The organism is Streptomyces sp. CG 926 (genome assembly GCF_003148825.1).
Lineage (GTDB): Bacteria > Actinomycetota > Actinomycetes > Streptomycetales > Streptomycetaceae > Streptomyces.
The window spans coordinates 188881-201822 of the sequence record NZ_QGGZ01000012.1 but is presented as its reverse complement, the minus strand read 5'-3'; the positions used below and the strand labels follow the sequence as shown (position 1 = coordinate 201822).

General features: G+C 71.7%; 11 protein-coding genes. 5 read left to right on the top strand and 6 right to left on the bottom strand.

The window, feature by feature from the left end; translation table 11 throughout:
• Positions 1-16 precede the first annotated feature (16 nt).
• Complete coding sequence (locus tag BCL76_RS29870; RefSeq protein ID WP_030769659.1) at positions 17-1801, top strand: DEAD/DEAH box helicase; 1785 nt, start codon at positions 17-19, stop codon at positions 1799-1801.
• A 58-nt stretch (positions 1802-1859) separates the two neighbouring features.
• Here the strand turns inward: BCL76_RS29870 and BCL76_RS29865 are convergent, their stop codons facing one another.
• The gene (locus tag BCL76_RS29865) at positions 1860-3290 is read right to left on the bottom strand and encodes a hypothetical protein (protein ID WP_146228442.1); all 1431 of its coding nucleotides are present in this window, start codon (positions 3288-3290) and stop codon (positions 1860-1862) included.
• 355 nt (positions 3291-3645) lie between these two features.
• Between BCL76_RS29865 and BCL76_RS29860 the strand changes: the two genes are divergently transcribed.
• Both BCL76_RS29860 and BCL76_RS29855 read left to right on the top strand, forming a co-directional pair.
• Positions 3646-4287, top strand: coding sequence for an IclR family transcriptional regulator (locus BCL76_RS29860; protein ID WP_007264382.1), 642 nt, complete (start codon positions 3646-3648; stop codon positions 4285-4287).
• Positions 4288-4489: 202 nt separating this feature from the next.
• On the top strand, positions 4490-5287 hold the full coding sequence (locus tag BCL76_RS29855) for a S16 family serine protease (protein ID WP_109782463.1): 798 nt from the start codon (positions 4490-4492) through the stop codon (positions 5285-5287).
• Here BCL76_RS29855 and BCL76_RS29850 read toward each other — a convergent pair.
• From BCL76_RS29850 to BCL76_RS29840, 3 genes are all read right to left on the bottom strand, one after another.
• Complete coding sequence (locus BCL76_RS29850; RefSeq protein WP_109782462.1) at positions 5217-6578, bottom strand: MFS transporter; 1362 nt, start codon at positions 6576-6578, stop codon at positions 5217-5219. The genes BCL76_RS29855 and BCL76_RS29850 overlap by 71 nt on opposite strands.
• A 49-nt stretch (positions 6579-6627) precedes the next feature.
• Positions 6628-7233, bottom strand: a complete 606-nt coding sequence (locus BCL76_RS29845; protein ID WP_109782461.1) for an ArsR/SmtB family transcription factor — start codon at positions 7231-7233, stop codon at positions 6628-6630.
• An 89-nt stretch (positions 7234-7322) separates the two neighbouring features.
• The gene (locus tag BCL76_RS29840) at positions 7323-7802 is read right to left on the bottom strand and encodes an Lrp/AsnC family transcriptional regulator (protein ID WP_109782460.1); all 480 of its coding nucleotides are present in this window, start codon (positions 7800-7802) and stop codon (positions 7323-7325) included.
• 142 nt (positions 7803-7944) lie between these two features.
• Here BCL76_RS29840 and hppD point away from each other — a divergent pair, with 142 nt between their 5' ends.
• On the top strand, positions 7945-9099 hold the full coding sequence (hppD, locus tag BCL76_RS29835; RefSeq protein WP_109782459.1) for a 4-hydroxyphenylpyruvate dioxygenase: 1155 nt from the start codon (positions 7945-7947) through the stop codon (positions 9097-9099).
• Between the two features lie 181 nt (positions 9100-9280).
• On the opposite strand, the gene BCL76_RS29830 is transcribed toward hppD, so the two are convergent.
• The gene (locus BCL76_RS29830; RefSeq protein WP_258309968.1) at positions 9281-10762 is read right to left on the bottom strand and encodes a tetratricopeptide repeat protein; all 1482 of its coding nucleotides are present in this window, start codon (positions 10760-10762) and stop codon (positions 9281-9283) included.
• Positions 10763-10858: 96 nt separating this feature from the next.
• Between BCL76_RS29830 and BCL76_RS29825 the strand changes: the two genes are divergently transcribed.
• Positions 10859-12241, top strand: coding sequence for an FAD-binding oxidoreductase (locus BCL76_RS29825; RefSeq protein ID WP_109782458.1), 1383 nt, complete (start codon positions 10859-10861; stop codon positions 12239-12241).
• 47 nt (positions 12242-12288) lie between these two features.
• Here the strand turns inward: BCL76_RS29825 and BCL76_RS29820 are convergent, their stop codons facing one another.
• Entirely contained in the window at positions 12289-12768 is a 480-nt protein-coding gene (locus tag BCL76_RS29820) for an SsgA family sporulation/cell division regulator (protein ID WP_109782457.1), read from the bottom strand.
• Between the last annotated feature and the right edge of the window lie 174 nt (positions 12769-12942).

Genomic DNA, 12942 nt, shown 5'->3' with positions numbered 1-12942 from the left:
GCACGAACCGGAGACCGTGACTACTACCGCCTCCCACCATCTCTCACCCGCCTTCCCCGGCCGTGCCCCCTGGGGTACCGCCAACAAGCTGCGTGCCTGGCAGCAGGGGGCGCTCGACCGCTACATCCAGAACCAGCCGCGGGACTTCCTCGCGGTCGCCACGCCCGGCGCCGGCAAGACCACCTTCGCGCTGACCCTCGCCTCCTGGCTGCTGCACCACCACGTGGTCCAGCAGGTGACCGTCGTCGCGCCGACCGAGCACCTGAAGAAGCAGTGGGCGGAAGCCGCCGCGCGGATAGGTATCCGGCTCGACCCCGAGTACTCCGCCGGACCGCTCAGCAAGGACTACCACGGCGTCGCCGTCACCTATGCCGGTGTCGGCGTGCGGCCGATGCTGCACCGCAACCGCTGCGAGCAGCGCAAGACCCTCGTGATCCTCGACGAGATCCACCACGCCGGTGACTCGAAGTCCTGGGGCGAGGCCTGCCTGGAGGCCTTCGACCCGGCGACCCGCCGCCTGGCCCTGACCGGAACGCCCTTCCGGTCCGACACGAACCCGATCCCCTTCGTCACGTACGAGGAGGGGAACGACGGGATCCGGCGGTCCTCCGCCGACTACACCTACGGCTACGGCAACGCGCTCGGCGACGGCGTCGTCCGGCCGGTCATCTTCCTCTCCTACAGCGGCAACATGCGCTGGCGGACCAAGGCGGGCGACGAGATCGCCGCCCGGCTCGGCGAGCCGATGACCAAGGACGCCATCTCCCAGGCCTGGCGCACCGCGCTGGACCCGCGCGGCGACTGGATGCCGAACGTGCTGCGCGCCGCCGACCAGCGGCTGACGGAGGTCAGGAAGGGCATCCCGGACGCCGGTGGCCTCGTGATCGCCTCCGACCAGGAATCGGCGCGCGCCTACGCCAAGCTGCTCCGGGAGATCACCGGCAGCAAGGCGACCGTGGTGCTCTCCGACGAAACCGCCGCATCCAAGCGGATCGACGAGTTCAGCGAGGACGGCAGCCGCTGGATGGTCGCGGTGCGGATGGTGTCCGAGGGCGTCGACGTACCGCGCCTCGCGGTGGGCGTCTACGCCACCACCATCTCGACGCCGCTGTTCTTCGCGCAGGCCGTCGGGCGTTTCGTGCGTTCGCGCCGGCGCGGCGAGACCGCGTCCGTGTTCCTTCCGACCATTCCTTATCTCCTCGGCTTCGCCAACGAGATGGAGGTCGAACGCGACCACGTCCTCGACAAGCCGAAGAAGCAGGGCGAGGAGGATCCGTACGCCGAGTCCGAGAAGGAGATGGACGAGGCGAACAAGCAGGAGGACGAGGACACCGGCGAAGAAGAGCAGATGTCCTTCGAGGCGCTGGAGTCCGACGCGGTCTTCGACCGGGTCCTCTACGACGGCGCCGAATTCGGCATGCAGGCGCACCCGGGCAGCGAGGAGGAGCAGGACTACCTCGGCATCCCCGGGCTGCTGGAGCCGGACCAGGTGCAGATGCTGCTGCAGAAGCGGCAGTCGCGGCAGATCGCGCACAGCCGGCGCAAGCCGGACGCCGAGGCGGACCTGCTGGAGCTGCCGGCCGACCGGCGGCCCGTGGTCTCGCACAAGGAGCTGCTGGAGCTGCGCAAGTCGCTGAACACGATGGTGGGCGCCTACGTCCACCAGAGCGGTAAGCCGCACGGGGTGATCCACACGGAGCTGCGCCGGGTGTGCGGCGGTCCGCCGAGCGCGGAGGCGACCGCGGGGCAGCTGCGCGAGCGGATCAAGAAGGTGCAGGAGTGGGCCACCCGGATGCGGTGAGGCCGTAGGTGGTGGGGGACGGGGTCCGTGCGGAGGTTCGCACGGACCCCGTCCGCCGTTACGCGGTGGGGCGGCGACGGCGGCCGTTGCCGGCGACCAGGGCCGCGCCCATGGCGAGCGCCACGCCGGCGCCGCCGAGGGCCCAGCTGGTGGCGGCGTCGGAGCCGGTCTCGGCCAGCTGCCCGCCGGTGGTGGGCGCCGTGCTGGTGCCGGTGCCGGTGCCGTTTCCGGTGCCCGCCCCGTTTCCGGTGCCGTTCCCGTCGACGATCGGCGTGGTGGTGCCGCCGTCGGGCTTCGGCTGGTTGCCGGTGCTCGCCGCCGGGTTGATCGAGGTGTGGGCGAAGGCCACGTCGGAGGTGATCCGGTCGACGCCGTGGTCGTCGGCGAGCAGGACGGCGACGATCTTGCCGATCGGGGCGTCCATGCCGAACTTGGCCCGCAGCTGGATGTCGAACGTGGCGTTCGCACCGACGGCCCGGTCGAGGATCGTGCCGGCGAGCTGACCGGACGGGTCCTTCTCGGCGGCGACCCAGCGCCCGCCTTCCCAGATCTCCAGGTCGAGGTGCTTGCCCCGGAGGGTGTTGACCGCGTTGTCGAAGATGAGCGTGAAGCCGTACTCGTCGATCTTCTTCTTGCCGGAGTTGTCGACGTGCAGGGCGAACGGCTGCCAGTCGCCGCCGGCCGTGAAGCCGCCCGCCGGCAGACCCTCCACCGAGACCTTCGGGCCGTCGTTCTCCTCCTGCACGGGGCCGGTGACCTTGGACTCGTACCGGACACGGTCCCCGGAGCCGCCCTCGGAGGTGGTGGACAGGGAGAAGCGGGAGGGCGGGGTGTCCTTGCCGAACTTCATCCGAAGCTTGAGGTCGAAGACCTCGTTCTTTTCGACATCGACGTCGGCGAGAGAGAAGGAGTACACCTCCTCGGATCCGTACGCCTCGACCGCGTGCCAGCCCCAGGTGCCCTTGGAGTCGGGCGCGTAGACCTCCGCCTGGATGTCGCCCGACTCCCAGGCGAAGGTGTCGAGCGTCCACAGGACCAGTTCGAGCGAGTGGTCGTCGACCGCCGGGCGGCCCGAGTTGTCCACGTGCAGGGAGAACTGGCTCCAGCCGCCACCCGCCTTGAAGGCGGTGGGGAGCCCGTCCAGGGTCAGCTTCGGGCCTGCCGCGGCGACCTGCTCCGCGGCCTTCTTCTGCTCCTTCTTCCCGCTCTTCTGCTCGGCCCCGGCACCCGCGGCCGGCTGCTGCTCGGCACTCGGGGCCTGCGGCTGCTGGGCGGAGCCGGGCTTCGGGGCCTCGGGCGCCGGCGTCTCGGCGGTCCCACCGGTCGCCGGCGCCGTGTCGTCCTTCGGAGCCGCGTCCGGCGTCGAGACCGCCGGGTTCGCGACCTCGTCGGCCATCGCGGGCGTGGCCATCAGGACCGTCGGACCCACCACCGCGGCGGCGGCCACGACGGCAATGCGCTTGAGCTTCATGTGGTGCTTCCCCCTCATGCCGGCTCCGGGTACGCGTGGGCGCATCCCCCCTGGAGCCGATCACAGTCGTTTTGAACATGCTCAGAGTAATGGGGTGGTAAAGGCGCCCTGTGGCAAATGAGGTCACGAATTGACACCGAGGTCGATCAGTAAACGGCACAAACGGGTATCGCGCGCCCGGATTCTGGACGAGCCCTTCCGCTGAGCGGACCTGCTCGCTACTGTCCCCGCATCAAACGCACCGTGGCAGCGCCGCCGCGGGAGCGCAGCCGGTGCTATGGCCGCTACCGGCGGCCTCTCCGTGCGTCGCCGCGGGACCGGCGACGTGCCACCTCGGGAGTCACCGCCGCTCACCGAAAGAGGGCGAGGCGTCGTGACCGCGGAAACCTCCCAGACTCTCGACAGAGGGCTCAGAGTCCTCAAACTGCTCGCCGACACCGACCACGGTCTGACCGTCACCGAGCTCTCCAACCGCCTCGGTGTGAACCGCACCGTGGTCTACAGGCTCCTCGCGACCCTCGAACAGCACGCCCTGGTCCGCCGTGACCTCGGCGGCCGGGCCCGGGTCGGGCTCGGAGTGCTGCGACTGGGCCGACAGGTCCACCCGCTCGTACGCGAGGCCGCCCTGCCCGCGCTGCGGTCCCTCGCCGAGGACATAGGTGCCACCGCGCACCTGACCCTCGTCGACGGCACCGAGGCGCTCGCCGTCGCCGTCGTGGAGCCGACCTGGACGGACTACCACGTGGCCTACCGGGCCGGCTTCCGCCACCCGCTGGACCGCGGGGCCGCCGGGCGGGCCATCCTGGCGGCCCGTCAGGGCTCCTTGATCGAGCCGGGGTACACGCTGACCCACGGCGAGCTGGAAGCGGGCGCCAGTGGCGCCGCAGCGCCGCTCGTGGGGATCACCGGGCTGGAAGGCAGCGTCGGAGTGGTCATGCTGGCGGACGCGGTGCCGGAGCGGGTCGGGCCGCGGGTGGTCGACGCGGCTCGGGAAGTCGCCGACGCCCTTCGCTAGGCCGCGGGCTCGGCGGATCCGTGCCGGGTGGCGGTTCGCTGCCGGGTGCGGCGCCGTCGCCGGGGGCGCCGCACCCGGACCCCCGCGCCTCAAACGCCGGCGGGGCTGAAAGAGCGCGTCAAACGCAGGCGGGGGCGGGTGGGGCGGCGGGCCGGCTGTGCCGGCGGGTCGGTGCGGAGGTGGGTCCGGATAGATTGGGCGGGTGCTCTCTCGCCTCACACGTCTGCCGCGTCCCGCCGCCCTGGCCGTCTGCGCCGTGCCCGTGCTCGGGCTGTTCGCCGCCGCGGCCTTCGCGCCGCTGCCCTTCGTGGTCGCCATCCCCGGGCTCACGGCCGACGTCCTGGGCTCCGACCAGGGCAAGCCGGTCATCACCGTGACCGGTGCCCCCGTCCGGGACACCAAGGGCGAGCTGCGGATGACCACCATCCGGGCCACCGGACCGTCCTCGACGATGAAGCTGCACGAGCTCATCGGCCACTGGTTCAAGACCGATCAGGCGGTCATGCCCAGGGAGGCCGTCTACTCCTCGGGCGGAAGCGACGAGGAGATCGAGAAGCACAACCTGGACGAGATGACCAAGTCGCAGTCGGCCGCCACCGACGCGGCCCTGGGCTTTCTCCACAAGGATCCCAAGGACGTGAAGGTCGAGCTCAATCTCGCCGACGTCGGCGGCCCGAGCGCCGGGCTCCTCTTCTCCCTCGGCATCGTCGACAAGCTCGACGGTGACGGCAGCGGCGGCGATCTCACCGGCGGTCGCAGCGTCGCCGGTACGGGCACCATCACCGCCGACGGCACGGTCGGCGCGGTCGGCGGGGTGGCCCTGAAGACCCAGGCGGCGCGGCGCGACGGGGCGAGCGTGTTCCTCGTACCGAAGGCCGAGTGCGCGGACGCCCTGTCGGAACTCCCCGAGGGGCTGCGGCTCGTCCCCGTCACCTCGCTGACGGATGCGGTGAACTCGCTTCGCGCGCTGAACCGGGGAGAGCCGGCTCCGTCCTGCTGATCTCCGGCCCACCGGCCGGCCCGCCGTCCGGTCCCTCGTCCAGTCCCCGCCAGGCCGGGAAGACCATCGGGGCGAGCGTCGTCAGCAGGTAGGTGCCGCCGAACAGCAGCAGCGCCGTCGTGACCCCGAACCCGTCGACCAGCAGACCCGCGGCGAGTCCGCCCATCGGCATCGTGAGCTCACAGCCCGCCGTGGCCACGCCCGAGACGCGACTGCGCAGCGCCTCCGGCACCTGCTCGTACATGACGGTGGTCAGGATCGGGTTGAGCATGCCCGCTCCCAGGCCGGCCAGGGCCATCGTCACCGCGAGCGGCAGGGTCGTGTCGGTGAGGGCGGCCACCACGTACCGGGTCGCCCCGGACAGCAGGAACGCCGCCGTGAACACCGCGCGACGCGGGAAACGCTCGCCCCACATCCCGTAGAACAGGGCGCCGAGCAGCGCGAAGCCGCCGAAGAGGGAGATCATCAGGCCGATCGCGGTGGCGCCGCCGAGGGCCTCCCGGCCGTGTACCGGCAGCAGGACCGAGGACCAGCCCTGGTCCAGCCCGTTGGTCATCATGACCATCACCGTGACGCCCAGCAGCAGCCGGGTACGGGTCATGAAGGCCCAGCCCTCGGCGAGTTCGGCGCGGTACGCCCCGAAGGACACCTTCCCGGTGGTGCGTTGCGGTTCGGCGGCCGGCACCCCGCGCAGCAGGGCGGTGACCAGCAGCGCCGACGCCCCGAAGGTGGCCGCGTCGAGCAGCAGTACGGTCTCGGCGCCGAACGCCGCGATCAGCAGGCCGGCCACCGCCGCCCCGATCATCCGGGCGCCGCGCGAGACCGCGTCGTAGAGGCCGGCGGCACGGGTGATGGTGGTGCCGGCGTGCTCGGCGAGATTCGGCAGGAGTACGGCGCGGGCGGTCAGGCCGGGGGTGTGCACGAGGCCGCCGACGGCCATCAGCGCGCACAGCATCCAGAACTCCAGCACGCCCGCGTGGTGCAGCAGCGGGATCGCGCCGACCGACAGGCCGCTGATCAGGTCGGAGGCCACGGAGACCCGGCGGCGGCCGATCCGGTCGATGACCGGTCCGCCGACCAGGGCGGCCACGATGACGGGCAGGGTGGCGCAGAAGGCCACGACCCCGGCCCGGCCGGCGCTGCCCGTGGTCTGGAGCACGAACCACGGAACGCCGATGAGGGTGAGCGAACTTCCGGCTATGGAAATGGTGTTGGCGGCCAGTACGCCGGCCAGCGGGCGCTTGTCCGTACGGCGCTCCGCGCGCCGCGGTCCATCGGTTAAGGCGTGCACAGCGGGACTCCTGGAGGGTGGGGGAGGGGCGGTGGGTGCGGCGGAGCCGCTACTCGGGGGCGCCGAGCGGGAAGACGTGCGTGTGGAGGCGGACCGTCTGCGTGTCCTGCGCCTCGGGCAGACCGCGGTAGCTGTCGATCAGGTCATGCATCTTGTGCAGCAGTTCCTCGCTCTGCCCGGCGGTCAGGCGCAGGGTGAAGTTGCTGAGGTCGGAGCCGCTGCGCCACTGCGGGGACCAGGTGTGTGCGCCCTGGAGCCAGGCACCGAGTTCCTGTGCGTGGGTCGCGGCGATCTCCCGCAGGAAGACGTCCATCGCGCCGCGCGTGGCCGGGTCGGCGTCGTGCATCAGCGACTCGTCGAGGCTGGTGCCCTCGTGGGCGGCCTGCCACCAGCGCTCGCGGCCCTTGCCGTGCCCGGGCGCGTCCTCGACGAAGCCGTGGGCGGCGAGCTGGCGCAGGTGGTAGCTGGTGGAACCGCTGGACTCGCCGAAGCGCTCGGCGAGTTGGGACGCGGTCGCCGGTCCTTCGTGGCGCAGGGCGGTCAGCATCCGCATGCGCAGGGGATGGGCGAGGCCGCGCAGGGAGCGGGCGTCGAGCGCGCGGACCTGGGGCTCCGCCACTGGGGCCGGTTCCACCGGCCGGGGGTTCTCGGGCATGGCACGACGATAGAGTTGCAAAGACTTCTATGCAAGCATTTCTTTGCAACTCGTCGTCCGGATGCTGTCCGGATGCTGTCGCCCTCGGCTCAGGCCCGGGTGTCGTCCCCCGCGGCCTGCTCCACCAGCGGGATGATCCGCAGCGGTACGGGGTTCTCCATCACGATCGCCGTCGAGGCCCGCACGATCCCCTCGAAGCCGACGACGCGGTCGATCACCCGCTGGAGGTCGGCGTTGGACCGGGCCACCAGCCGGCACAGCATGTCCCCGTGCCCGGTGGTGGTGTGCAGCTCCAGCACTTCCGGCACCCCGTCCAGGTGGGCCCGTACGTCCGCCCCCTGCCCCTGCTTGATCTCCAGCGTCGCGAACGCCGTCACCGGATACCCGAGCGCCGTCGGGTCGACCTGCGGGCCGAACCCTCGGACGACCCCGGTCGACTGGAGCCGGTCCAGGCGTGCCTGCACGGTCCCGCGGGCCACCCCGAGCCGCCGCGAGGCCTCCAGGACCCCGATCCTCGGCTCCCGGGCGAGCAGGACGATGAGCCGGCCGTCGAGTTCGTCGATGCCCATGGATGCCTCCGGGTGCCCACGCGTGCTCGCGGGTGGTCATAGTGCACAGATGTTTCACACAGCCTGCGGTCATCCTGGGCAGTTTGTACAGCCAAATAGGAAACTATTGCGCAGCTTGTGGATCGGCGGGACGCTGCGTCGCATGACTGAGTCTCTGGCGAACCTCGAAACCACCCCGCACACCGCGCGTGAGGCAGACCCCTTCCCGGTGAAGGGTATGGACGCTGTCGTCTTCGCCGTCGGCAATGCCAAGCAGGCCGCGCACTACTACTCGACCGCCTTCGGCATGAAGCTCGTGGCCTACTCCGGACCGGAGACCGGCTCCCGCGAGACCGCGAGCTACGTACTGACCAACGGCTCCGCCCGCTTCGTGCTGACCTCGGTCATCAAGGCGACGACCGACCACGGCCGCTTCCTCGCCGAGCACGTCACCGAGCACGGCGACGGCGTCATCGACCTCGCCATCGAGGTCCCGGACGCCCGCGCGGCCTACGCCTACGCCGTCGAGCAGGGCGCCCGCGGACTGGAGGAGCCGCACGAGGTCAAGGACGAGCACGGCACGGTCGTGCTCGCCGCGATCGCGACCTACGGCCAGACCCGCCACACGCTCGTCGAGCGCGGTGACTACACCGGCCCGTACCTGCCGGGCTACGTGGCCGCCGAGCCGATGGTCGCCGCCCCGGCCAAGCGCACCTTCCAGGCCATCGACCACTGCGTGGGCAACGTCGAGCTCGGCCGGATGAACGAGTGGGTCGCGTTCTACAACAAGGTCATGGGCTTCACGAACATGAAGGAGTTCGTGGGCGACGACATCGCGACCGAGTACTCGGCGCTGATGTCCAAGGTGGTCGCGGACGGCACCAAGAAGGTCAAGTTCCCGATCAACGAGCCCGCGATCGCGAAGAAGAAGTCGCAGATCGACGAGTACCTGGAGTTCTACAACGGCCCCGGTGTCCAGCACATCGCGCTGGCCTCGAACGACATCGTCGCGACGGTGCGGACGATGCGCGCGGCGGGCGTCCAGTTCCTGTCCGTCCCCGACTCGTACTACGACACCCTCGGCGAGTGGGTCGGCGACACCCGGGTGCCGATCGACGAGCTGCGCGAGCTGAAGATCCTCGCCGACCGCGACGAGGACGGCTACCTGCTGCAGATCTTCACCAAGCCGGTGCAGGACCGCCCGACCGTCTTCTTCGAGATCATCGAGCGGCACGGCTCGATGGGCTTCGGCAAGGGCAACTTCAAGGCCCTGTTCGAGGCGATCGAGCGCGAGCAGGACAAGCGCGGCAACCTCTAGCCGCAACCGCCGGCTCGGCCCGCGGCGTACGACGCGCCGCGGGCCCACGGCATGACGACGCGCAGCACGCACCGCACCGCATCGCTTCGGTGCACCGCGCGGCGCGTCCTGACGGCACGGCCCGAGGGGGGCCTGGCGCCGCACCCGTGCACGGGTGCGGCGCCGCTGTGCTGTCGGCGGCTCAGCGACCCGACGGGGTCGGCTTCGGCTTCGCCGCCTTCGGGAGCTCCGGCTCCACCCAAGGGGCCGTCGGGCGGATGTTCTCGGGACCGCCCGACGGCGGCTGGGCGATCGACGCGAGGGCCTGCTTCGCCAGCGGCCCGCGCAGCGGCGAGAAGTGCGGGTTCGTCCGCATGGCCTCCTGGAGGTGACGGCGGGCCGCCTCCTCGTCACCGAGGCCCTGCTCGATCATCGCCCGGTGGTAGGCGAAGTCCGCGTTGCGCAGCCCCGGCTCCATGGCCTTCTTCGCGTACTCCAGCGCCGCGGTGTCCTCGCCGCTCTGGTGCAGCGCCCACCCCAGCGCGTCCGCGACCTGCACACTCTTGTGCCGCGACCACTCCTGCGACAGGCGCCGCACCGCCGCCGCCGCATCGCCGTGGTCCGCCTCGTACAGCCCGAGGAGCACGGCGTCGTCGACCCCGTTCGTACTGTCCCGGGCCACCATCGTGGTCAGCGCCTCGTACTGGGCGCGCGCCTCCTGGGGCCGCCCCAGCGCATCCAGCAGCTCACCCAGCTCCCGCGCCAACTGCGGCATCGCGGACCGGCCCAGCGCCATCCGGTAGTCCCGGACCGCCTCCCCGCCACGGCCCAGCGCGGCCAGCGCGCGGGCCCGGCCACCGAGCGCCTCCGCCTGCGCCGGATCCGTCCGCAGCGCACCCTCGTACTGCCGCAGCGCCTCGGCCGCGTCCCCCCGCTCCCAGGACAGCTCCCCGAGCCGGAACAGCGCGTACGCCTTCTCCGCCGGAGTCTTCGCCGCGCCCGCCGCGTGCTCCATCGACAGCACCGCGTCCTCGCGCCAACCGCGGTCCCGATAGACCTGCGAGGCCCTGACGTACGCGGCCAGGCCCGGCCGCATGTCCAGCAGCTGCTCCATCGCCTTCTGCGCGCCCTTGTAGTCGCCGAGCCCGGTGTACGCGTCCACCAGCACCGGGTACGCCGCCCACCGCTTGGGCGCCTGCGCCCGTACGAGCTCACCCCACTTGCGGGCCGTCCCGAAGTCCCGCCGGGCATTGGCCAGCGCGCCCATGCCCGTCATCGCGTCGAAGTTGCCCTTCTCGGCCGGCCGGACCTCCAGCGAACGCTTGAGCGCCTTCTCCGCCTTCGGGTACCAGCCGGATTCGGCCGTCCGCCGCGCCCGTTCGAGGTACGCGGAGCCGAGCACGGCCCACGAGGCGTGATCGTCCGGATGCGCCGCGAGCCACTTCTCCCGATCGGCGACCAGCGCCGTCAGATCCACCGCCGCCGCGGGCGCGCCCATGCCCACCGCCGACGCGGCCCGCTCGCTCGGCTCCGGCGGACGGGCGTCGTCATCGGTCCTGGTAGGCCGGATCAGCAGGGCCCCGGCGATCAGGACCACGGCGACCGCGGCCGCCACGAGCGTCTTGCGGCCGGTGAAGGTCACGGGCGGCGCCGGCGTCTGCGATTCCTCGTCGATACGGTCCATGGGGTCACTGTGCGTCAATATGAAGAGTTCACGGAGGTGTCCGAAGGGGAGCGCCGTCGTGTTCACACCGATGGCCCCGGCTGCCACGCTGGTCCCATGGATGACGATCTCTTCGCACGTCTGCGGGCCGGTCTGCTCGAAGGGCTCCCCGCCGAGGCACTGCTCACCGATCCCCAGGTGACCACCTCCTACGCCACCGACATGGCCAGCTTCTGCGCCGCCGGCACACCGGCCGCCGTCGTCCTGCCCCGGACCGTGGAACAGGTCCAGCACGTCCTGCGCACCGCCACGGCCCTACGGATCCCCGTGGTTCCGCAGGGCGCCCGGACGGGCCTGTCGGGCGGCGCCAACGCCTCCGACGGCTGCATCGTCCTCTCGCTCGTCAAGATGGACCGGATCCTGGAGATCAGCGCCGTCGACCGGATCGCCGTGGTCGAGCCGGGCGTGGTCAACGCCGTGCTCTCACGGGCCGTCGCCGAGCAGGGCCTGTACTACCCGCCCGACCCCTCCAGCTGGGAGCAGTGCACCATCGGCGGCAACATCGGCACCGCCTCGGGCGGCCTGTGCTGCGTCAAGTACGGGGTCACCGCCGAGTACGTGCTCGGCCTCGACGTGGTCCTGGCCGACGGGCGGCTGCTGCGCACGGGCCGCCGTACCGCCAAGGGCGTGGCCGGCTACGACCTGACCCGGCTCTTCGTGGGCTCCGAGGGCAGCCTGGGCGTGGTCGTCCAGGCCGTCCTCGCGCTGCGGCCGGCGCCGCCCCGGCAACTGGCGCTCGCCGCCGAGTTCCCCTCCGTGGCGGCCGCCTGCGAGGCCGTCTGCGCCGTCATGGAGGCGGGCCTGACCCCCTCGCTGCTGGAGCTGATGGACCGGACCACCGTCCGGGCCGTCAACGCCCTCGGGAAGATGGGGCTGCCCGAGGCCACGGAGGCCCTCCTGCTGGCCGCCTTCGACACCCCGCACGCCCCCGAGGACCTCGCGGCCGTCGGCGAGCTGTGCACGGCCGCCGGCGCCACCGCCGTCGTGCCTGCCGAGGACCAGGCGGAGTCCGAACTGCTGCTCCAGGCCCGCCGGATGTCCTTCCCCGCGCTGGAGGCGCTGCGGCCGGCCACGATGATCGACGACGTGTGCGTACCGCGTTCGCGGCTCGGCGAGATGCTCGACGGTACGGCCGCCATCGCCCGCGCCCAGGACCTGCTCATCGGGGTCTGCGCGCACGCCGGGGACGGCAACACCCACCCGATCGTCTGCTTCGACCCCGCGGACGAGGACGAGACGCGGCGGGCCCGCGAGTCCTTCGGCGAGATCATGGCCCTCGGCCTCTCCCTGGGCGGGACCATCACCGGCGAGCACGGGGTCGGTGTGCTGAAGAAGGAGTGGCTGGCCCGCGAACTCGGCCCGGTGGGGCTGGAGATGCAACGGGCCGTCAAGCAGGCCTTCGACCCGCTCGGGCTGCTCAACCCCGGCAAGCTCTTCTGACGCCTGCGCCGGGCCGCCGGAGCCGCCCCGCGCGCGCTCGCCCCGCATCACAGGTCCCCGTCCGCCGACTCGTCCGACGGCCACGGGTCGCGCAGCCACAGGTCGTCGGCCGGGGTCGGGGCGAGCAGCTCGGCCAGCGCGTCGTCCAGGCCGAGCCGCTCGGTCTCGGTGCCGGGCGGAACGACGCGCAGCGTGCGCTCCAGCCAGGCCGACACGGAGCCGGCGGGAGCCTCCAGGAGGGCGTCGCCGTCGGGGGAGGTGAGCGCCATGCAGAGCACGGCCTTGTTGTCGACCTTCGTGGGCCAGATCCGGACGTCGCCGTGGCCGCAGGGCCGGAACACCCCCTCGACCAGCAGTTCCCGGGCGAACGTCCAGTTGACCGGGGTGTTCGAGCCGGTGTGGAAGGTGATGTGGACGGCGTACGGGTCGTGCGTGACGTAGAGGAGCCGGGCGGGGACGGGGATGCTGCGCTCGGGGGACAGGACCAGCTTCAGTTCCAGCTCGCGCTCGATGACGGGGTGGTGCATGACGGCCTCACTTCGGTTCGGTGCGCGGGGCCGGACGGTGCCCCACACCCGGAGAGAGCGGCAGTGTGCCCGGGTATGACGTGACTTCGGGCAGCGAACCGGAGATTGGCTTATTTCTTTCGGCTGACCGAAAACCGTCGTGCAGGGTGACGTTCGCTCGTTTGCTTGGATTCT

Excerpts from the sequence above, each read along its gene's own strand:
- BCL76_RS29865 (WP_146228442.1), bottom strand. The coding sequence starts at position 3,290 with ATGAGGGGGAAGCACCACATGAAGCTCAAGCGCATTGCCGTCGTGGCC.
- BCL76_RS29845 (WP_109782461.1), bottom strand. The coding sequence starts at position 7,233 with ATGCCCGAGAACCCCCGGCCGGTGGAACCGGCCCCAGTGGCGGAGCCC.
- BCL76_RS29840 (WP_109782460.1), bottom strand. The coding sequence starts at position 7,802 with ATGGGCATCGACGAACTCGACGGCCGGCTCATCGTCCTGCTCGCCCGG.
- hppD (WP_109782459.1), top strand. The coding sequence starts at position 7,945 with ATGACTGAGTCTCTGGCGAACCTCGAAACCACCCCGCACACCGCGCGT.
- BCL76_RS29830 (WP_258309968.1), bottom strand. The coding sequence starts at position 10,762 with ATGGACCGTATCGACGAGGAATCGCAGACGCCGGCGCCGCCCGTGACC.
- BCL76_RS29825 (WP_109782458.1), top strand. The coding sequence starts at position 10,859 with ATGGATGACGATCTCTTCGCACGTCTGCGGGCCGGTCTGCTCGAAGGG.
- BCL76_RS29820 (WP_109782457.1), bottom strand. The coding sequence starts at position 12,768 with ATGCACCACCCCGTCATCGAGCGCGAGCTGGAACTGAAGCTGGTCCTG.